Source organism: Pelagimonas phthalicica (genome assembly GCF_004364805.1).
GTDB classification, from domain to species: domain Bacteria; phylum Pseudomonadota; class Alphaproteobacteria; order Rhodobacterales; family Rhodobacteraceae; genus Pelagimonas; species Pelagimonas phthalicica.
In genome coordinates, this window is sequence record NZ_SOAP01000001.1 from 330,116 (window position 1) to 349,818 (window position 19,703).

Annotated in this window: 18 protein-coding genes; 6 read left to right on the forward strand and 12 right to left on the reverse strand. The window is 58.2% G+C overall.

Annotated elements, in window-relative coordinates:
• Genes CLV87_RS01675 through CLV87_RS01720 form a run of 10 tightly spaced genes read right to left on the reverse strand, consistent with a single transcriptional unit; the run spans nucleotide 1 to nucleotide 10,924 of the window.
• Nucleotides 1-1,005, reverse strand: a complete 1,005-nt coding sequence (locus CLV87_RS01675) for an NAD(P)H-dependent flavin oxidoreductase (RefSeq protein ID WP_099243931.1) — start codon at nucleotides 1,003-1,005, stop codon at nucleotides 1-3.
• Nucleotides 1,002-1,769, reverse strand: a complete 768-nt coding sequence (locus tag CLV87_RS01680; RefSeq protein WP_099243929.1) for an oxepin-CoA hydrolase, alternative type — start codon at nucleotides 1,767-1,769, stop codon at nucleotides 1,002-1,004. Before CLV87_RS01680 ends, CLV87_RS01675 begins: the two co-directional genes overlap by 4 nt.
• Nucleotides 1,766-2,809, reverse strand: a complete 1,044-nt coding sequence (locus CLV87_RS01685; RefSeq protein ID WP_099243927.1) for an acyl-CoA dehydrogenase family protein — start codon at nucleotides 2,807-2,809, stop codon at nucleotides 1,766-1,768. Before CLV87_RS01685 ends, CLV87_RS01680 begins: the two co-directional genes overlap by 4 nt.
• The gene (locus CLV87_RS01690) at nucleotides 2,806-4,002 is read right to left on the reverse strand and encodes an acyl-CoA dehydrogenase family protein (RefSeq protein WP_099243925.1); all 1,197 of its coding nucleotides are present in this window, start codon (nucleotides 4,000-4,002) and stop codon (nucleotides 2,806-2,808) included. Before CLV87_RS01690 ends, CLV87_RS01685 begins: the two co-directional genes overlap by 4 nt.
• 11 nt (nucleotides 4,003-4,013) lie before the next feature.
• Nucleotides 4,014-5,183, reverse strand: coding sequence for an acetyl-CoA C-acyltransferase (locus CLV87_RS01695; protein ID WP_099243923.1), 1,170 nt, complete (start codon nucleotides 5,181-5,183; stop codon nucleotides 4,014-4,016).
• Complete coding sequence (locus tag CLV87_RS01700) at nucleotides 5,180-7,261, reverse strand: 3-hydroxyacyl-CoA dehydrogenase NAD-binding domain-containing protein (RefSeq protein WP_099243921.1); 2,082 nt, start codon at nucleotides 7,259-7,261, stop codon at nucleotides 5,180-5,182. The genes CLV87_RS01695 and CLV87_RS01700 overlap by 4 nt, the downstream gene beginning before the upstream one ends.
• An 11-nt stretch (nucleotides 7,262-7,272) precedes the next feature.
• A complete protein-coding gene (locus CLV87_RS01705) occupies nucleotides 7,273-8,034 on the reverse strand; it encodes an IclR family transcriptional regulator (RefSeq protein ID WP_099243919.1) in 762 nt (253 codons plus the stop codon).
• A gap of 9 nt (nucleotides 8,035-8,043) precedes the next feature.
• On the reverse strand, nucleotides 8,044-9,381 hold the full coding sequence (locus CLV87_RS01710) for a TRAP transporter large permease (RefSeq protein ID WP_099243917.1): 1,338 nt from the start codon (nucleotides 9,379-9,381) through the stop codon (nucleotides 8,044-8,046).
• Nucleotides 9,382-9,383: 2 nt separating this feature from the next.
• Nucleotides 9,384-9,863 (reverse strand): TRAP transporter small permease, encoded by a 480-nt coding sequence (locus CLV87_RS01715; protein WP_099243915.1) that lies wholly within the window; start codon nucleotides 9,861-9,863, stop codon nucleotides 9,384-9,386.
• Between the two features lie 11 nt (nucleotides 9,864-9,874).
• Nucleotides 9,875-10,924, reverse strand: a complete 1,050-nt coding sequence (locus CLV87_RS01720; protein WP_099243913.1) for a C4-dicarboxylate TRAP transporter substrate-binding protein — start codon at nucleotides 10,922-10,924, stop codon at nucleotides 9,875-9,877.
• A 266-nt stretch (nucleotides 10,925-11,190) separates the two neighbouring features.
• Here CLV87_RS01720 and CLV87_RS01725 point away from each other — a divergent pair, with 266 nt between their 5' ends.
• The 6 genes from CLV87_RS01725 to ptsP all read left to right on the forward strand — a co-directional run bounded on the left by CLV87_RS01725 (nucleotide 11,191) and on the right by ptsP (nucleotide 17,949).
• Nucleotides 11,191-11,424, forward strand: coding sequence for a hypothetical protein (locus tag CLV87_RS01725; RefSeq protein WP_133840662.1), 234 nt, complete (start codon nucleotides 11,191-11,193; stop codon nucleotides 11,422-11,424).
• A 187-nt stretch (nucleotides 11,425-11,611) separates the two neighbouring features.
• Nucleotides 11,612-12,829, forward strand: coding sequence for a 3-deoxy-D-manno-octulosonic acid transferase (locus tag CLV87_RS01730; protein ID WP_099244901.1), 1,218 nt, complete (start codon nucleotides 11,612-11,614; stop codon nucleotides 12,827-12,829).
• A gap of 80 nt (nucleotides 12,830-12,909) precedes the next feature.
• Nucleotides 12,910-13,338, forward strand: a complete 429-nt coding sequence (locus CLV87_RS01735; protein ID WP_099243909.1) for a DUF1178 family protein — start codon at nucleotides 12,910-12,912, stop codon at nucleotides 13,336-13,338.
• Nucleotides 13,339-13,453: 115 nt separating this feature from the next.
• Nucleotides 13,454-14,689: an aspartate kinase gene (locus tag CLV87_RS01740; protein WP_099243907.1), complete on the forward strand. Its 1,236-nt coding sequence runs from the start codon at nucleotides 13,454-13,456 to the stop codon at nucleotides 14,687-14,689.
• A gap of 42 nt (nucleotides 14,690-14,731) precedes the next feature.
• Nucleotides 14,732-15,520, forward strand: coding sequence for a hypothetical protein (locus CLV87_RS01745; protein WP_133840663.1), 789 nt, complete (start codon nucleotides 14,732-14,734; stop codon nucleotides 15,518-15,520).
• Nucleotides 15,521-15,708: 188 nt separating this feature from the next.
• Nucleotides 15,709-17,949 (forward strand): phosphoenolpyruvate--protein phosphotransferase, encoded by a 2,241-nt coding sequence (gene ptsP, locus CLV87_RS01750; RefSeq protein ID WP_099243903.1) that lies wholly within the window; start codon nucleotides 15,709-15,711, stop codon nucleotides 17,947-17,949.
• A gap of 348 nt (nucleotides 17,950-18,297) precedes the next feature.
• Here the strand turns inward: ptsP and CLV87_RS01755 are convergent, their stop codons facing one another.
• Both CLV87_RS01755 and CLV87_RS01760 read right to left on the reverse strand, forming a co-directional pair.
• Entirely contained in the window at nucleotides 18,298-19,089 is a 792-nt protein-coding gene (locus CLV87_RS01755) for an EcsC family protein (RefSeq protein WP_099244899.1), read from the reverse strand.
• Nucleotides 19,090-19,139: 50 nt separating this feature from the next.
• On the reverse strand, nucleotides 19,140-19,637 hold the full coding sequence (locus CLV87_RS01760) for a GNAT family N-acetyltransferase (RefSeq protein WP_099243901.1): 498 nt from the start codon (nucleotides 19,635-19,637) through the stop codon (nucleotides 19,140-19,142).
• Nucleotides 19,638-19,703 lie beyond the last annotated feature (66 nt).

The following is a 19,703-nucleotide window of genomic DNA, read 5'->3' on the forward strand; positions in this document are numbered from 1 at the left end:
TCAGGCTACCTCGGTCAGTGGGGCGCGAAGGGCATCTATGCGCGCCAGGGCCTGGCACGCTTCTTGTTCGAGCTGATCAAAAATTTCGGCCATCGGTTGCACTGCGCTGGTCAGCCCCAGAGCATGCCCAGCCGAAAGCAAGCCGCGCGAGACATCGCCGGTCTCATAGGCTTTGCGCCCGATTTGCCCGGAGACCAAAGGCATCAGATCCGCGATGGTGACATTCGGATTATCGGTTTCCATCCGCGTCACAGCCTCTGTCGTTTCATTGGCCAAGGTCCGCACGGTATTGCGCACGCTGGACATGGTCAGCACGGTGTCACGTTCGCTCGCCTCTGCTATGGCACGTTTGTAATCGGGATGGGCGTTCAGCTCTTGCGCCACCAAAAGCCTGGTTCCCATCACCACGCCAGCCGCCCCCATGGCCAAGGCCGAAACGATTTGCGCGCCGTGGCCGACACCGCCGCCAATCATAAATGGAATATCCAGATCGCGGCCCGCCATTGCGGCATTCACAAAGCTGCCAATCATGTCCATCCCCGGATGGCCACCACATTCTGCCCCGACGATCGAGACCATGTCGACACCGACCTGTTGCGCCTTGATTGCATATCTGACGGCGGGCACCTTGTGGATCACCACCAGCCCCAATTCGCGCAGCAAAGGCAGGTAAGGCTCGGGGTTGCGGCCAGAGGTTTCAACCACTTCGACGCCCATTTCGGCCGCGATGCGAAACACCTGTTCGGTGCGCTCGCCCGGAACCAGCTTGGGCAACATCGAGACATTCACACCAAAGGGTTTGCCCTGACACAGCTCTTGCGCCCGCGCAATCTCGGCGCGCAATTGCGCGTCTTCGGGAAAGCTGGCGGCGGTCAGGAAACCCAAAGCGCCAGCATGAGCGGCGGCAGCAACGTAATCCGCGTCGGCCAGCCACATCAAACCGCCCGCCAGAACCGGCAGGCGCAGACCAAATCTTTGCGTCAATTCCGTATGCATCAGGGTCATGTCGGGAACTCCGGTTGGCGTTTTTCTAAAAAGGCACGGATGCCACAGGCCGCCTCAGCCCCGCCTTGGGCTTCGGCCATAAAATCAGCCTCGCAATCCAGTTGCTGCGACAGCGTTTGATTGGGGGCGGCGTTGAGCAAGTTGCGAATACGCGATTGCGCCTGTGCCGGGCCTTGGGCCAGTTCCGCAGCCAAGGCCTGAGCCTGATCAAAGGCCTGCCCCTTGGGCACAAGCGTGGTCACGACACCGAAATTGGCCAGTCTTTCCGCCGATATCGGCTGCGCCAGCAGGCAAAGCTCCATCACCAATTGACGCGGCAGCGCCAGCGACAGGAAATGCGTTAAACCACCATCCGGAGTCAGCCCCGCTTTGATATAGGCTGCGGTGAATTGCGCCTGTTCGGCAGCCACAACAAAATCGCAAGCGAGGGTGATCGACAGCCCTGCCCCCGCAGCCCCGCCTTCGACGGCAGCGATGATCGGCACAGGGCAGGCCATCATGGCGCGGATCGTGTCATGCAAGCGCTCAATCAGCGCGCGCCGCTCGTCCAAGGGGAGCTCAGCGCGCTTGGCCAATAGATCAAGATCCCCCCCCGCGCAGAAAAACGCGCCACCCGCCAGGATAATCGAGCGGACGGAACCGTCATCTGCACGGGCACAAGCCTCTTGTATGGCTTGGTACAACTCGACCGAGATCGCACCGCGCTTTTCCGACCTGTTATGCAGAATCAGACAAGAACCGACCTGTTCCAGACGGACATTCATGCCGCCCCCAGGTCGATAAACCGCTCAAGGTGGTGGTCTGTGTCGCCGAACCGATGATCGGACATAGTAATACGTTTGGCATAGCGCCCCAGGGCGTATTCCTCGGTCATGCCAATGCCGCCATGCATCTGAATGCATTCTTCAGACACCAAACGCCCGGAACGCCCAAACAGGTTCTTCGCAGCCGCAATATGCAAATCGCGCGTCTTGGCATCTGCCTCCAGATGCCCAGCGGCCAGAATAACCATGGAACGGGCCTGTTCCACCGCGACGACCACATCCACCAGCCGGTGTGTCAAAGCCTGGAAAGTGCCAATCGGGCGACCAAATTGCTTGCGCGTGGTCAGGTATTCCTGGGTCATGGCAACGCAGATATCCATCGCACCCAAGCATTGCGCCATTTCCGCCAAGGTCGCCGCGGCAAAGGCTTTGGCCAATTCAGAACCGGCCTCAGCGATCAAGGGTTTCGCCTCGACATCCGTCAGTGACACCTCAGCCGCACGTCCCCCTTGCGCTATGTCATAGCCGCGAATTTGCAGCCCCGGCGCGTCTTTTGCGACCAACCACAGGCCGATGCCCTGTTCATCACATGCCACCCCGGAATGGCGCGCAGACACGATCAGGCTATCCGCATCCTCGGCCCCGACAACAACGGTTTTCTCACCGGTCAGACGGTTGCCTTCGGCGCGGGTTTCCACCCAATTCAGATCATAGCGAGCCGCCGTTTCACCATGGGCCAGCGCCAATCTTTGCGCCCCGCCAATCAGGCCTTCGACATCCTGTCCACCAGCAACCATGAGCAAGCCAGGCAGCAAAGCATTGTCAATCAAGGGGATGGTCAGATCCGCGCGCCCCAGCTCTTCGAACACCACGGCCATGTCAAAGCCAGCGCCGCCGAACCCGCCCTGCTCTTCTGAGAACAAGGCACCGATGACGCCCAACTCGGCCAAGCCTGCCCAAATGTCGCCTTCGGCCCCGGCCAGATAGCGGCGCAGGCTGTCTTGCAGCATTTGCCGCTCTTCGGTCAGCTCAAAATTCATTTTGCATCCCTCATCATTTGCTTGGCGTAGATTTCACGCTGAATTTCATTGGATCCACCAAAGATCGACAATTTGCGATTGTTGAAATAGCTGGCCGCCACGGCCCCGGCATCAAAGGCATCCGGCAGAGGTGTGTTGCTCTCCACCTCTTCTGACACAAAGGGCAAGGCCTGCGGGCCGACCGCTCGACGGGTAAGATCGGTGATCTCCTGCCGGATCTGCGTGCCCTTGATCTTGAGCAGCGAGCTTTCAATACCCGGAGCCTGCCCTGCCGCCGCTTTGGAGATGATGCGCAGATTTGTCGTGGACATGGCCATAAGGTCAATTTCCACCTGTGCCACCCGCGCCGCGAAATGCGGGTTTTCGATCAGAGGGCGGCCGCCGGACATGGCCCGCCCCGCAATGCGTTTGACATTGTCCAGCCCGGCGCGGCTATAGCCGACACCGGCAATATTGGTACGCTCATGGGTCAGCAGATATTTGGCATAGGTCCAGCCTTTGTTTTCCTCACCCACCAGGTTTTCTACCGGCACGCGCACATCGGTCAGCCAGACCTCATTCACCTCGACCCCGCCATCGATCAAGGTGATTGGGCGCACTTCGACACCAGGGCTGTCCATGTCGATCAACAGAAAAGAAATGCCTTCCTGCTTTTTCGCTTCGACGTCGGTGCGCACGAGGCAAAAGATCATATTCGCGTGCTGGCCCAGGGTGGTCCACGTCTTTTGTCCGTTGACAACATAGTGATCGCCATCGCGCACCGCGCGGGTTTTCAATGCAGCAAGGTCGCTACCAGCGCCGGGTTCGGAATAGCCCTGACACCACCAATCATCACCATTCAGGATGCGGGGCAGCCAGTAATCCTGTTGCTCTTGCGAGCCGAATTTCTGCAAAACCGGCCCCAGCATGGCCAAACCAAAGGGCACAATGCGCGGCGCAAAGGCCAAGGCGCATTCTTCCTCAAAGATATGCCGGCGCACCGCGCCCCATTCTGCGCCGCCAAACCGTTTGGGCCAATTGGGCGCAAGCCAGCCTTTTTCGTTCAGCTGAGCGTGCCAAAAATCATGGTCGGCTTTGCTCAATCCTTTGTTCAACCGCACCTTATCTGCCAGCTCAGCCGGCAGTTTTTGGGCAATAAAATCCTGGACCTCGGCCCGAAAGGCGAGGTCTTCTTCGTTAAAACTCAGATCCATGTTTGCCTCTCTTAGTAGATCTCAAACAGCCCGGCTGCGCCCATGCCGCCAGCAATGCACATGCTGACAACCCCGGTTTTGGCACCACGCCGCTTGCCTTCGAACAACAGATGTCCGGCCAGTCGGGCCCCTGTCATGCCAAAGGGGTGCCCAATCGCGATGGACCCGCCGTTCACATTCAGTTTCTCGGGGTCAATGCCCAGCTTGCGCTGGCAGTACAGCGCTTGGCTGGCAAAGGCCTCGTTGATTTCCCAAAGGTCGATATCATCGACAGACAGCCCGTGACGCTCCAACAGACGCGGCACAGCAAAGACCGGGCCGATACCCATTTCATCGGGGCCACAGCCCGCCACGGCAAAACCTTTGAACGCGCCCAGTGGTTCAAGCCCGCGACGTTCAGCTTCACCGGCTTCCATCAGGATCAAACCCGCCGCCCCATCCGACAGTTGCGATGCGTTACCGGCAGTCACACAACCGCCTTCGCGAACTGTGTTCAGCCCAGCCAGACCGTCCAATGTGGTGCCGGGGCGGTTGCATTCGTCCCGATCAACCGTGACCTCTTTCTGAGAAACGTCGCCGGTTTCACGATCTTTCACTGCCATGACCGTCTGCATCGGAATGATTTCGTCGGCGAATTTTCCGGCCTCTTGCGCGGCAGCAATGCGTTGCTGCGACACAAGGCTAAAGGCATCCTGATCTTCGCGGCTGACACTGTAACGTTCCCCAACCAGATCAGCGGTTTCGATCATGGTGTGATATGTCTCGGGCATGCGCTGCATCAGGGTCGGTTCCGGCACGCGGCGGATCTTGGCCTGGATCAGGCTGATGCTTTCGACACCGCCCGCGATCTGAGGGCCCGAGCCTTCGCGAATGGCGCTGGCCGCTGTGGCCACCGCCTGCAGCCCCGAGGCACAAAAGCGGCTGACCGTTTGCCCGGCCGAGCTTTTGTCGAGCCCGGCCAGCAACCCTGCCTGACGGGCGACATTGCCGCCGGTCTCGGATTCAGGGTAGCCGCAACCGATCACCACATCTTCGATGGCATCCGCCTCAAGGCCAGTGCGCGCCATCAGGCTTTCGATCACATGCGCCGTCATCGTGGCCCCATGTGTCTGGTTGAATGAGCCGCGGAAGGATTTTGCCAATCCGGTCCGTCCAGCTGCGACGATCACCGCTTCTCTCATGCTGCGGCCTCCTTGTTCAGATCTTCGAAATTACGTCCCTCGGCCACCAGTTGTTCCAACAACGGGGCCGGTTGCCAGAAATAGGCGTCCTCTTGGGCAAAGCTTCTGATGTCTTCCAGCAACGCCGGAAGCCCTTGCAAGTCTGCCCATTTCAGCGGGCCACCATTATAGCGCGGAAAACCATAGCCAAAGAGCAGAACCATATCGACATCCAGCGGGCGGCGGGCAATACCTTCGCCCAGGATCTTGGCGGCCTCATTAACCATGGCGGCCATATAACGGCGCAAGATCTGGTCGTCGCTATAGCCTTTGTCGGTCAGGCCCAATTCGGCGCGTTCGGCCTGGATCAGAGGCATCACGTCAGGGTTGGGCGATTTGGCGCGTCCGTCATAGACGTAATAGCCCCGCCCGGTTTTCTGGCCGAAATGCCCATCCTCACACAGCTTGTCCGCATAGGTCGGCACCCTTTCGCGCGCGTCACGCGTGGGGGCCAGGCGTTTGCGGTTGGCCCAGCCAATGTCTAGCCCTGCCAAATCCGAAACCGCAAAGGGCCCCATAGCAAAACCAAAGCCCTCCATGACCTTATCAATCTGATAGGGGCTGGCCCCGTCCAGGATCAGGTGGTCTGCACAACTGCGATAGGTGTTGAGAATTCGGTTGCCGATGAAGCCGTCACAGACGCCGGACCGTACCGAGATCTTGCCTAGCCGCTTGCCCAGCGCAAAGCCTGTAGCCACCACATCCGGCGCGGTTTCCTTGCCAACCACGACCTCAAGCAGCTTCATCACATGGGCGGGGCTAAAGAAGTGCAGCCCGATCACATCTGCCGGGCGCGAAGTGCTGGCAGCGATTTCATCCACGTTCAGATAAGACGTGTTAGAGGCCAGGATCGCCCCGGCTTTGGCGACGGTATCAAGCTTGCCAAACACCTCTTTCTTGACGTCCATGTTTTCAAACACGGCCTCGATGATCAGATCCGCATTGGACAATGCCACGTAGTCGGTTGCGCAGGTCAGGGCGTCGTTGAGGATGTGGTCATGTTTGTCTTGTTCAATCTTACCGCGTTTCAACGCACCAGACAGATTGCCCGCAATGCGCCCCTTGGCGGCCTCGGCAGCCTCGGCTGTCATTTCGATCAAGACGACATGCAGGCCTGACAGCAGCGCCGCCGTGGCAATGCCCGCGCCCATTGTGCCCCCGCCAATGACGCCAATTTCGGCAACGTCACGCGGCGCGACGCCCTGAAGCTCGGGCAGCTTGCTGACTTGACGTTCGCCAAAAAAGGCGTGGATCATGCCTTGGCGCTGATCGGTTTTCATCAACTCCATAAACAGGCGACGCTCTTCGGCCAGCCCCTCTGAGAAGTCCATGCGGGTTGCCGCCTCGACCGCGTCCACCGCCACAACGGGTGATATCTGCCCGCGTGATTTCTTGCGAACCGCGTCACGTGCTGCGTCAAAATCAATGGCATCGGGAACGGGCAGCGCGCTTACGGGGCGCACTTGGGCGTTTTGCCCGATCAATTCCTGCGCATAGGCCAAGCCGATCTCAAGCGGATCGCCGGTTTCGATCTTGTCGATAATGCCAAGGGTCAGCGCCTTATCGGCCCCGATGGGTCGGCCGGAGGTCATCATGTCAATAGCGGCCGCATGACCAATCAAACGCGGCAATCGCTGCGTGGCCCCTGCCCCCGGGATCAGCCCCAAATGCACTTCGGGCAGACCCATTTTTGCCGTCGGCACCGCAACGCGGTAATGGCATCCCAGCGCGACCTCCAATCCCCCCCCCAAGGCGGTACCGTGCATGGCTGCGATGACAGGAACGGCGCTGGCTTCGACAATATTGCAAACGTCTGGCAGGTAAGGCTCGAGCGGCGTTTTCCCGAATTCCCGGATATCGGCGCCAGCAAACCATGTGCGCCCCTCGCCATAGATCACGATGGCTTTGGCACCGTCTTCGTTTGCGCGGGCAACCCCGTCAACCAGACCTTGGCGCACCGTCTGTCCCAGGGCATTCACGGGCGGGTTATCGGCCTTAAGAACCGCGATATCCCCTTGTCTTTCATAGTGAATGGTCATGTCACTCTTTTCTATGCTCTCAATTGATCCAAGGCCCGCGGGCCCCCGGTTTTGTTTTCCAAATCCTGCATCGCATTGCGCAGCATCGGCCCAACCTCGGTCAGAATGCGATTATCTGTCAGCTCTTCGGGGGTGGCCCCGCAGCCAAACACCACCGGTTCCCCAAGGTCCGAAGCGTAAAACGGGCGCGACACGGCATTGACCGTTTTGGAGTAACGCGCCTCGCCCTGCACAAAGACAAAGCCACGCGCCGCCAATTGCTGTTGGGCTTCCTCGCGTTGGGCGTGCAATTCGGCATCCGGATCCAGCGCCTGAAACCGCTCGGCATTCAGCGCCGCCAAAAAGGCCTGCCCGGTCGATGACCGCGACATGGGCACACGGTTCCCGGTCTCAAGCCAGATCGAGCTGGCATTGCGTGGCCGCCAGGTGCGCACAAGGGTCATGGAATGCCCATCTCGCACCGCCATCAACACAAGCGTCTGACTGGTATTGGCCAATTCCTGCATCGGACCATTGGCCAAATCCAGAAAACTGGCCGACATCTGCGCAACACTGGCCAAGGCCAAAGCCGCCGGCCCAAGCCGCAACAGATTGCCGTTTTGGCTGAGATAGCCCAACTCCTTCAAGGTATAGGTCAGCCGGGTGATGGTCGCAGGCGACAAACCTGTGCGCTCGACAATCTGACTATGGCTCAATCCATCATCGCTGATACGAAACGCCCGCAAAACGGAAAGCCCCCGCGCCAGAGTGTTGGCAAATTTTCGATCGGTCATGGGGCCTCCTCACATACTCGTTGGTATCAACAAAGAGATAACCGGGAAGGCCATGATGAGCAAAAGCACGATCAAGTCGACGGACAGAAAACGCGCAATCCCGGCAAAAATGCGATCCAGCGGTGCGTCCTTGCCAACCACACCCGCGATGACAAAGACATTGAGCCCGACAGGCGGAGTGATCAATCCGATCTCCAGCAATTTGATGATGACAACACCAAACCAGATCAGATCCAACCCGTAACCTTCGACCAGCGGCACCATCAGCGGCAGGGTCAGGACCATGATGCCAATCGGATCAAGGAACATGCCCAGCAGCAGGTAAATGACCGCAATTGCCGCCATAAGGGCGAAAACCGAAAGCTCGGCATCAGAAACAAAGCTGACCAGTTTTGGCGCGACCCCCGTCAAAGCGATGAAGGCGACAAAGATCTTGGCACTGGCCGCAATGATAAAGATGCCCGCAGTCTGAATGCAGGTCTCTTTGAGGGAGTCCCAAAGATCGGACCAGTTCAGCGTTTTCTGTGCAAATCCAACTGCAACGGCCAAGGAAACCGAAACAGCGGCAGCTTCGGTCGCGGTAAAGACACCGCCATAGATGCCGCCGACGATCACAACAAAAAGCAAAAGCGCGGGCCAGGCTTTGATCGCGGCCTGCATGCGTTCCTTGTTGGAATAGTGAATGCCGGAATCCGGCGCGATGCTTGGGTCGCGATGCACCCAGACGGCGACAACCAACACGAACCCGGCCAAGGTCAGTAGCCCAGGCAGAACACCGGCCAAAAACAGTTTCGAGACCGAGGTTTCGGTAAAGATACCGTAAATGATGAACAGAACCGACGGCGGAATGAGCGAGCCCAGAGTCCCCCCCGCCGCCACCGAGGCTGTGGCCAAACGGTTGTCATAGCCCATACGCAGCATTTCGGGCGTACAGATCCGCCCCATGGTCGAAGCGCAAGCAATCGAGCTGCCGGTAATCGCTGAAAAGCCACCGCAGCCGACAATAGAGGCCATGGCCACCCCGCCGCGCAGACGTGTGAGCCAGACCTTGGCGGCTTCGTAGATATTGGTCGTGATCCCGGCGCGATAGGCGACATGGCCCAAGGCAACGAAAAGCGGGATCATGGACAGGTTATAATTGTGAACCAGGTCAAAGGCGTTGGAAAACACCATCGACGTGGTCGGGCGCACCGCGCGTTCCGGGGCAAAGGCTCCGGTCCGGGTGGCAAAGATGATAAACGTGCCCAGCGTCGACGCGCTGGCCAAGGCAAAGGCGATTGGCACACGAATGGCCAACATCCCCAGCACGGCGGCAAAGGCGATAAGCCCGATTGTTGCTCCGTCCATGATTATGCCTCTTCATTGCGCAGAAATGCGCGTGTGTCTTCGATTAGCACCAACAGAAGCCGCAGCCAGCAGGCGCTCATTGCCAGGAAAAAGACCAAGCGGCCCGGCCATTTCGGCAAAGACAGATCGCCGAAAAAGAAGCTGCCCTTGCTCCAGGTTGCCGCCAGCTCGCGCCATCCAGCATAGACCATCGGTGCCAGAGCCAGCAGGCCAATGACCCAGCCGATCAGGATCAACCCTTGGGTCACGCGGGGCGGCAAGCGGTTGGTCAGCACTTCGACGCAAACATGGGCACGCTGAGCAGTTACCACCGCAAGCGGCAACAGAATGCCAGCCACCATCAATTCGCGCACCAACACGACGCTATCAGGCAACGAGGTGCCAAACAGGCGCAGGATAACGTTGACGGTGATCATCGCCCCCATGACCAGCACGGCCAGGGCTGCCAGCCCCAGCAACAGGCTTTCGACTTTCTTGAGCACGTCAGATGACCTTACTGGCGATCCCAGGGGTAACCCTTTTCGTCGCGCTCGGCGGTGTATTTTGCCAGCAGACCACGATAGACCTCAAGCGTCGCAGCGCCATCCAGGCCCGCCTTGCCCGCTGTTTCGATCCAGGCGTCAACATAGGGTTGGCCGCGCTCGATCAGCTTGGCGCGTTCGGCCTCGGGCAGTTCAATGACTTCCAGACCTTGCGCTTTCATGTCCTCGATCGCCTTGGCATTGGCCCCGGTCAGGATCTGACCAAAGTAATCCACCATGTCCGACCCGGTGCTCAGCAGCAATTCCTGCTGATCGGCACTGAGCGCATCAAAGGCATCTTTGTTCATGAACGTGCCAACGCCGCCAACTTGCCCCCAATTCAACAAGGTATAGCTGTCCATGACCTCGGCTTGTTTCAGCGCGGAGACGGCGTAGGAATAACCCTGCGAACAGTCGATCAAACCGCTATCCAAACCCTGATATGCGTCATAGATCGACATGCGAACCATGTTGGCCCCCATTTCACCGAACACCTTGCCGTAGGCTCCAACGCCGCGCACTTTTAGACCGTCAATGTCGTCGGCGGTCCGGATCGCAGCCCCTTTGCATCCGATATTGACCTGGCTTGTGGTGAAGGTGCCGATATAGACAAGGTTCTTGTCATCCAGAATGGCCTTGACCGCTGCATTGGTGCGAAACAACTCATCCGTGGCGCGCATACCAACCCAGGCATCCGGGTTATCCAGAGGCAGGTCCGCAATTCCGTAGCTGGCGAATTCCTGCGGGTAATAGACCGAAATCACGGTGCCCATATCGGCCACGCCATCATGGATCGATTGCAGCGCCGCGTTGGCTTTGAACAGGGCACCGCCCCACTGCACATCAATCCGCATATCCCCCTCGGACCGCTCAGCAACCTGATCGGCAAACCACTGGATTGCCTTGGCGCGCGCGCCTCGGTTCGGGCCCGCCTCTCCGTGGATCAAAACAGTTTCCGCAGAAACAGCGCCTGCGGCCAAGGTTGTAACGGCCGCGCAAAGTGCGGCTTTCAAATTTCGCATGAAATCCTCCCAGTTTCACTATGCAAAATTGCATTTCACTTTTGATCCTGACGAGTCCCGCGCTACTTTTCAAGGCTGTTTTTTTCGTTTCACCCTGAGCTTGCGCGTAGAGGTCAAAAATCTACAAATACTTTCAGGATCTTACCCACCACTTTACATCCCAAACATTTTGAGTTGGCGAATTTACAAGTTGAAGGCTCCAGCAAGGAGCGAGCGGATCGAAGTATCCAAATTGAACCAATCTCTCAACTTTGACGGGAAACACGTTGAAAGTAATGGCTTTTCGAGGCCTGCCCTCGGCGGCAAAGGCCACGCTCTACATAACGCAGTTCTGCGACTTGTACTTTTCCGACCATTCATGGGATTCGCCGCATGGAGAAAACTCTGAGCAGGTCGGTTTTGTGAAAATCCTTCAGCTCTATCTGCAAATACTGACGTCAAAAAATCGCACCTATGCAAGCTTAATGTTGGCCGCAGAAGTAGCAGGTGCAAGTGATTAACCTAGCATACACCTCAACAGAGGCAACTAACGCAATGAAGCCAATTTGAAAACCCCGACATCCACAGTTTTATCCACAGGCGCGTTCTCTCGCGGTGCTGAGCGGTCGTGTGGCGCATATCTCCGCTTGTCTTTTGTTGCGCGAACAGACACATCGAAACCCAATCCCTACGAATGGATATCTGCGCGTGCTGCTATATCGCTTCCTCATCAGCCTGTTTTCCGCGATTTCGCTGGCCAAAGGCCCGGTGCGCGCGCGATTGGGGCGCGATACCCAACCGATCCCTGCGGGCCCCCATGTCTGGCTGCACGGCGCGTCCAATGGTGAGCTAGCGTCCTTCCGGCCAATTCTGGAGGAGCTGATCAAGGACCAGCCAAGCATCAATTGGCTGGTGACAAGCAACACGGAAACGGCCCGCGATATGGTCGCCTCTTGGGCTCTGGATCGCGTTTCGCCCCGTTTGGCGCCGCTGGATCTAAGCTGGGTCACACGCGACATGATCCGGCAATGGAACGTCCAAGCCCATATCACTTTGGAGTCCGAAATCTGGCCACACCGCATCTTAAACTGCCCCGGCCCGGTCCTGATCCTGGGCGCACGGATGAGCGCGGGGACAGCAAAAGGCTGGTGCAAGCTCGGCAGGTTGCCAGCCCGGGTGCTTGGCAAGGTCTCCCTCGCGTTAGCACAGGATGCGGCCAGCCAATCCCGCCTCTTGGAGTTGGGCCTGAGCACACAGGCAAGCGGCCCGGTCATGGATCTGAAGTCTCTTTATGCCGCCTCAGGCCTCACACCGGACCCGCAGCTTATAGCCGCCTTTTCACGATCACAAACTTGGCTGGCCGCCTCGACCCATGAGGGTGATGAAGAGGTTGTCTTGGAGGCTCATGCCTTGGCCCTGCAGGACAGGCCCGACACAAAACTGATTCTGGCCCCCCGCCACCCAAAGCGCGCGCAAGAGATCGCAGACATGATCCGCGCGCGAGGGTTCAACACTGCCCGGCGTAGTACCGGAGAGCCGCCAAACAAAGACGGGCGGCAGATTTACCTGGCGGACACGATGGGCGAAATGGCGCTTTGGTACCAACTGGCAGGGCGGGTGTTTATCGGCGGCAGCCTGAGCGACAGAGGCGGTCACACGCCATATGAACCTGCGACCTTTGCCTCGGCAATCCTGCACGGACCGGATATGCGGAATTTCAGCGCTGCGAGCCAGCGCTTGAAAACCAACAATGCCGCCATCCAGATTGAAACGGCGCATGACCTGGCCCAAGCGCTGCTATGCTTGGCCCCGGAAGACATGCAAATCGCCGCCGGGCAGGCTGCCAAAGACGCGCTCAAGTCGGACCTGAACCTAGACGAGCTCTGCCAAACCATCGCGAAAATCATCGCTGCCCCAACGGAATGAGCCCCTGCGCCCCTTGCGCAGCGTAACGAAATGTTTACCTTTGGCAGGCCGAATGGAATGACCCTAAACACCCGCTTCCTATGATCCAATACAGCCTAAAATGTGCCAATGGGCACCGTTTCGACAGCTGGTTTCAGTCTGCCTCTGCTTTTGACAAATTGCAGGGTGCCGGGCACGTGACCTGTGCTGTTTGCGGTTCAAGCGAGGTGGAAAAGGCGCTGATGGCCCCTCGGGTCAACAAAAAGGCTGAGGCGGAGTCAAACGCAACTGATCTGCGCAGCCCGGAAAGCGCCGCAGAAGAGGCTCTGGCCAAGATCAAGGCGCATGTCGAAGAGAATTCGGACTATGTGGGCAAGGACTTTGCCTCTGAGGCCCGCGCCATGCATTTGGGCGACAGCCCCGAACGCTCGATCTGGGGCGAAGCCAAGCCGGAAGATGCCAAAGCCCTGATTGATGATGGCATTCCGGTTGCCCCCCTACCCTTTGTTCCCAATCGCAAAAGCAACTGATCCTGCAAACCAGCGGGACCTATTTTCTCGTTTCGCCGCGATCCACCCAATGCACCCTTGCACAAAACCACGTCAGCGCGTACACCCCCGCGCGACCTGACAGGAAAGGTGCATCATGCCCATTCTCGTAATGAAATTCGGCGGAACCTCCGTCGCAACGCTGGACCGCATCCGCCGCGCCGCCAAGCGCGTGGGCGTTGAAGTGGCCAAAGGCTATGACGTGATTGTCATCGTCTCGGCCATGTCCGGTGAAACCAACAAGCTCGTTGGCTATGTCAACGAAACCTCGCCGCTGTTTGACGCTCGTGAATATGACGCGGTTGTCAGCTCGGGCGAGAACGTGACCGCCGGCCTGATGGCGCTGACACTGCAGGAAATGGATGTTCCCGCGCGCAGCTGGCAAGGCTGGCAAGTGCCGGTCAAAACCACCGACGCCCATGCCAGCGCGCGGATCGAAGAGATCCCGACCGACAATATCAATGCCAAATTCGGCGAAGGTATGAAGGTTGCCGTCGTCGCTGGTTTCCAGGGTATCAGCCCCGAGGGCCGTATCACCACGCTGGGTCGCGGGGGCTCTGACACCACCGCTGTGGCCTTTGCGGCCGCCTTTGGCGCAGAACGTTGTGACATCTACACTGATGTCGACGGCGTCTATACCACCGACCCGCGCGTCTGTGAAAAGGCCCGCAAACTTGATAAGATCGCCTTTGAAGAAATGCTGGAACTGGCGTCATTGGGAGCGAAGGTTCTGCAAACCCGTTCCGTCGAATTGGCGATGCGATACAAAGTCAAACTGCGCGTACTGAGCAGTTTCGAAGAACAGTCCGACGAAGCAGGAACGCTCGTTTGCGACGAGGAGGATATCATGGAAAGCAATGTCGTGGCCGGTGTGGCCCATTCTCGTGACGAAGCCAAAATGACCCTGGTCTCGGTTGCAGACCGTCCGGGCATCGCCGCAGCCATCTTTGGCCCGCTAGCCGAGGCAAGCGTTAATGTCGATATGATCATTCAGAACATCTCTGAAGATGGTCGTACAGATATGACCTTCTCCTGCCCCACCGACCAAGTGGCCCGCGCCCAGAAAGCGATTGACGGGATCAAGGAAAGTGGCGCGCTGAACTTCAGCCATTTGGATATTGACGAAGCCGTTGCCAAAGTGTCCATCGTTGGCATTGGCATGCGCAGCCATGCTGGCGTGGCCTCTAAGATGTTTAAGGTCCTGTCTGACGAGGGCATCAACATCAAGGTTATCACCACATCCGAAATCAAAGTCTCGGTTCTGGTTGAGCGCAAGTATATGGAACTGGCCGTCCAAGCGCTCCATGACGCCTTTGAGCTTGAAAAAGCCTAAGAACTGGATCACGCATGGGGCACACCTTGCAGGAGTGCCCCTTTGTCCTTTTATAAATCAGTGATTGTGCCCGTTTTGGCCGCCCTTGTTCTGGCCAACCCGGCAAATGCAAAACCTCTCTTTGAGAATTCTGTTGTTTCCAATGATCTGGAGTTCATCAAGACGTCGGATCCGTCTTTGCTCGCCTGCCTGAAACAGCCCATCGGACGCGAGCGGCGGGAAATGCCCGACAAGCGTAGCAACCAATTATTCGCAGATGGCGTCATGGTTTACGAGGCCCGGTATCTGGACGGTAAACGCCTGGAATTGCTAGCGCACCCTGATTTCAAACACCCCAAGGCCGCGCAGGCCATTGCCTATCCGGTGGCCAAGGCCATTGGCCGCCTGCCCACGTCCATGCGCGCCAAACTCAGCCATGTTGTCCTTCACAAAGGCGACCACACAGCCTTTGGCGAGGATCGCGGTCGATTCTTTGTTTTGTACTCGCAAAATGTCAAAAAACGTCTGAGCACCCATGATCTGGATGAGACCGTCTTTCACGAAAGCGTTCACGCCACGCTGGATCACCCCCATGCCGTCAGCGGTAAATGGCGCAAGGCCCAGCGCAAGGATCGTACGTTTCTGACTCGCTACGCAGAACGCAACCCGGGCAAAGAGGACCTCGCTGAAACCGCGCTGTTTGCCTATGCGCTGCAATACCATCCGGGCCGCCTGCCTTCCAATATCGAACGTGCGGTTCAAACGATGGTACCAAACCGGCTCAAGGTCATTGGGCCGCTTTTGGCCGGTGGCAATAAAGGTCGCAAAACGGCTGCACAGATGTGTGACTGAGACAGGTGGTCTTGTTTGCAGGCCGCTCTGTCCCGTTCGTTCGAAGGCGGGCTGAGACAATCTGCTCAAACCATTAGCATCATGGAAAAACACGCATTTTTGCTGCGATGCGGCGGGGCATTGTGCTTTCCCTCCCCTGCCCAACTCGCCTATAACTGGTATCCGGAGCGTTGAGGGAGCAGAGCCTTATGGCCGATGGTCTGGAAAGTGAAAGCCGCAAGCTGCTAGGCAGGTTGCGTGACACGATGGCTGAGGAAGCCGCCGGTCAGGAACGGCTGGACAAGATCACGCATCTGACCGCAGACAGCATGCAGACCGAGGTGTGCTCGGTCTACCTGTTCCGTGATGCTGAAACGCTGGAACTCTGCGCGACGCAAGGTTTGAACCAGGAAGCCGTGCATCAGACCCGCATGAAACTGGGCGAAGGTCTGGTCGGGCGCGTTGCGCGTTATGGAGATGTGGTCAACACCGCCGACGCGCCATCGGAACGCGGTTTCCGCTATATGCCGGAAACCGGAGAAGAGATCTATTCAAGCTTCCTAGGGGTTCCGATCCAACGTCTCGGCGAAAAGCTTGGCGTTTTGGTTGTGCAAAGCAAGGATAAGCGCGAATTCACCGCCGATGATGTTTATGCCTTGGAAGTCGTCGCCATGGTTCTCGCCGAAATGGCGGAACTCGGGGCTTTTGTCGGCGAAGGCGCGGCGTTGAAAGCGCTTCACACCCAGGCAGTTCTGATCCGGGGGGGCGTCGGCCAAGAGGGCACAGCCATGGGGCATGTCTGGCTGCACGAACCGCGCGTTGTGGTGACCAACCCTGTCGCCGATGACCCAGAGAAAGAAAGCCTGCGCCTGCGCGAGGCGGTTGATCATTTGCGTGTCAGTGTTGATGAAATGCTCGCCGGAGCCTCGGCCGATGCGGAACAGATGCAGGTGCTCGAAGCCTATCGCATGTTTGCCAATTCCAAAGGCTGGATGCGCCGCATGGAAGAGGATATCGCCCGCGGCCTCTCTGCCGAAGCGGCGGTAGAGAAAGAACAATCCCAGGCCCGCGCCCGGATGAGCCAGGTCACGGATGGGTATTTACGCGAACGGCTACACGACCTCGATGACCTGTCGAACCGCTTGCTGCGGATCTTGACCGGTCAAGGCCGTGAAACCGGGTCCGAAATGCCGTCCGACCCGGTGCTCATTGCGCGCAATATTGGCCCGGCTGAACTGCTGGAATATGGCCGCGGCCTCAAAGGTGTTGTGCTTGAGGAAGGGTCAGTCGGGTCTCACGCCGCGATTGTCGCCCGCGCCCTGGCGATTCCGCTGATCATCCATGCTGACCGGATCACCAACGAAGCTTTGAACGGGGACCAGATCCTGGTCGACGGCGATCAGGGCATTGTGCATCTGCGCCCAGATGAGCAAGTCGTCAGCGCCTTTCGCGACAAAATGGCGATGCAGGCTAAGGCGCAGGAACGTTATGCCTCGATCCGCGAGGCCGATTGCATCACAGCAGATGGCCAGCATATCCATTTGCACATGAATGCCGGCTTGATGGCCGACCTGCCCTCATTAGACAATTCCGGGGCCGAAGGCGTGGGGCTGTTCCGCACCGAATTACAATTCCTGATCCGCAACCAGATGCCCAAACGCACCGAGTTGGCAGCGCTTTACAAACGGGTCTTGGACGCGGCCCATGGCAAGCGCGTGGTATTTCGCACCCTCGATATCGGGTCAGACAAGGTGCTGCCCTATATGAAACCACAGGAGGAGCCTAACCCTGCTTTGGGTTGGCGCGCCATCCGCGTGGCCCTGGATCGACCGGGTGTGATGCGCATGCAGCTTCAAGCGCTTTTGCGCGCAGCTGAAGGGCGGCCGCTGACCATCATGTTCCCCTTTATCGCTCAGTATAGCGAATACAAAATGGCGCGAAATGAGGTCGATAAGGTCCTGGCACGGGAAACGCGGCTGGGTCACAAGGTCCCGGAAAGGTTGGAAATCGGGGCGATGCTCGAGACGCCGTCACTGGCCTATGCGCCTCAGCAGTTCTTTGACGAGGTGCAGTTCCTGTCGATTGGCGGCAATGACTTGAAGCAGTTCTTTTTCGCCGCTGACCGAGAAAACGAACGGGTGCGCCGCCGTTATGACACACTGAATGTTTCCTTCCTGACCTTCCTTGAGGGGGTCGTGCGTCGCTGCGAAGACTCCGGCACCCATCTCAGCTTTTGTGGCGAAGATGCAGGCCGAACGGTGGAGGCACTGTGCCTAGCCGCCATGGGCATTCGCAATCTTTCCATGCGGCCTGCCTCGATCGGCCCGGTCAAAAGCCTGTTGATGCGCTATAATCTCAATGAGATCCGTCAGGTGATCCATGAGGCGGGCGCAAACGGTGAGCAATCCGTGCGTAACGCGGTGATGACCTATTTGCGCGAAAACGGCTGAAGCGCGCGCGACCAAATTCCATCCATGGAATTTGCAAAACTTTGGCAAAAGTTTTGGATCACCTAGCCTCGCGGTCACGGTTACCGTGGGCCGGGAATGAAAACACCCGGTTGTGGAGTGCTTCCATCAACCGGGTGTAAAGTCTTCGACGTCAGTCTTGCGTCCCCTACCATTCTGGCCAGCAACGCTGTTCGCGCTATTCTACGCGATTTGGCTCTGTTTTCACCCAATGTCGGTTTGCACCGCTCCTGACGATACGGCCGACTGCATTGGATCAGACCCTTTAGATGAGGGGACTTGGTTTCCCCTTTGCAAAGATGAATTTAGGGGAATTCCCCTAAAATTTGTTTAAGCGCTGTCCTTTTCTCGCGCTTTTTCCGACGCCCGGTCCTGCTCGGCTTCCAATGCCGCCGACATTTGTCCCACCAAATCGGTCATCGGGACACCAGTGTCGCGCGACAGGGCCAAGAGGCCAAAATGCACATGCGCCATCTGCTGGTAGTAATTCGTAAAGGCAAAATTGACCGCCGCGCCAGCCGCAGCCCCGATCACCGGCACCGCCTGCGTGGCCAGTTTTTGCCCCATGATAATCGACATTCTTGGCGCGATGGCGGCGATAATCCGATGCGCGGTTGAACCAGTCAGAGCCATACGCGCCGACAAAAAGGCAATGTCAGCCCCGTCATCCTTTTCCAGCGGTCCGGCAGAGGCAAAAACGCTGAGACATTCGCGTGCGATCTCATCCTGGTCCGGATCAAACCCGTGCTCAACCGCAATCCCCTGGATGGCGCGCAGCAAAACCGTTGTGGTCACCGGCAATTCGCCCAGCGACGAGGCCAGCCCACCAGCGCCCCCAACGGCACCCATTGCCGTGGCAAAAGCCGTGTTTAGCCAGCCCTTTTGGTCAGGCACCTTGCCCCGAGAGTATTTCGCTGAATGGTAGGCCACACGCAACGCACCTGTTGTCGCTTCTTCCAGACCGGATTTGACACCATCTGGCAGTCGGCTCAGCAGGCTATCCGCCTGGCTTCCCAAGAGGCTCAGCACCTGCATCCCCGCATGGTTCGCAGCCCGGTGCCGTTCAGCCAGAACCGCGATTTCGGCGGGAATGGAATGGGTCGGTAGGGTCGTATCACTCATGAAATGCTCCTTTCGCGCTGTCACAAAGATGTGAGCGCGAGGGTCGGTTTTCAACCCTCGGTCGTTTCGCAGCGGGAAACAGATCCTTTCACCCCATCCCAGGCACCATCGACCAGGGCGACACCCAAAATCCGGTCAGGGTTGGTCGGGGGGGGCATATCGACCCCGTTCAAACGCACAAAACCAAAGCGAGAATAATAGGGTTCATCGCCAACCAATATCACCCGTTCATGACCTGCTTCACGCGCCCGCTCCAACGTATCCCGCATCAAAGCGGATCCCAGCCCTTCGCCTTGCGCCGTTGGATGTACCGCAATCGGCCCCAGCAACAAACAGTGCCAGTGCCCGACCATGACAGGCCAGTACCGAATGGCCGCCCCCAGGATCCCATCAGCGTCGCGCGCCACCACGCACAACCCCCTTACCGGCTCCACACCTTCGCGCAGGCGGTAGGACGACAAAGCTGTGCGGCCGGGCGCAAAGCAAGTGTCATAGAGGTTCTCGACCTCCCACCAATCGTCAGGGGTTTCGGGGTGAAGCGTGTACAAGGCAACCTCGCATGGCAATCCGGCGCAAAGCGGCGTAACACTTCCACAATTCTCGCGCAAACAGGA

Coding starts and splice junctions, on each gene's coding strand:
- ptsP (WP_099243903.1), top strand. CDS start 15,709: ATGGCCGATGGTCTGGAAAGTGAAAGCCGCAAGCTGCTAGGCAGGTTG.
- CLV87_RS01680 (WP_099243929.1), bottom strand. CDS start 1,769: ATGAATGTCCGTCTGGAACAGGTCGGTTCTTGTCTGATTCTGCATAAC.
- CLV87_RS01710 (WP_099243917.1), bottom strand. CDS start 9,381: ATGGACGGAGCAACAATCGGGCTTATCGCCTTTGCCGCCGTGCTGGGG.
- CLV87_RS01685 (WP_099243927.1), bottom strand. CDS start 2,809: ATGAATTTTGAGCTGACCGAAGAGCGGCAAATGCTGCAAGACAGCCTG.
- CLV87_RS01740 (WP_099243907.1), top strand. CDS start 13,454: ATGCCCATTCTCGTAATGAAATTCGGCGGAACCTCCGTCGCAACGCTG.
- CLV87_RS01720 (WP_099243913.1), bottom strand. CDS start 10,924: ATGCGAAATTTGAAAGCCGCACTTTGCGCGGCCGTTACAACCTTGGCC.
- CLV87_RS01675 (WP_099243931.1), bottom strand. CDS start 1,005: ATGACCCTGATGCATACGGAATTGACGCAAAGATTTGGTCTGCGCCTG.
- CLV87_RS01755 (WP_099244899.1), bottom strand. CDS start 19,089: ATGAGTGATACGACCCTACCGACCCATTCCATTCCCGCCGAAATCGCG.
- CLV87_RS01690 (WP_099243925.1), bottom strand. CDS start 4,002: ATGGATCTGAGTTTTAACGAAGAAGACCTCGCCTTTCGGGCCGAGGTC.
- CLV87_RS01705 (WP_099243919.1), bottom strand. CDS start 8,034: ATGACCGATCGAAAATTTGCCAACACTCTGGCGCGGGGGCTTTCCGTT.
- CLV87_RS01735 (WP_099243909.1), top strand. CDS start 12,910: ATGATCCAATACAGCCTAAAATGTGCCAATGGGCACCGTTTCGACAGC.
- CLV87_RS01695 (WP_099243923.1), bottom strand. CDS start 5,183: ATGAGAGAAGCGGTGATCGTCGCAGCTGGACGGACCGGATTGGCAAAA.
- CLV87_RS01700 (WP_099243921.1), bottom strand. CDS start 7,261: ATGACCATTCACTATGAAAGACAAGGGGATATCGCGGTTCTTAAGGCC.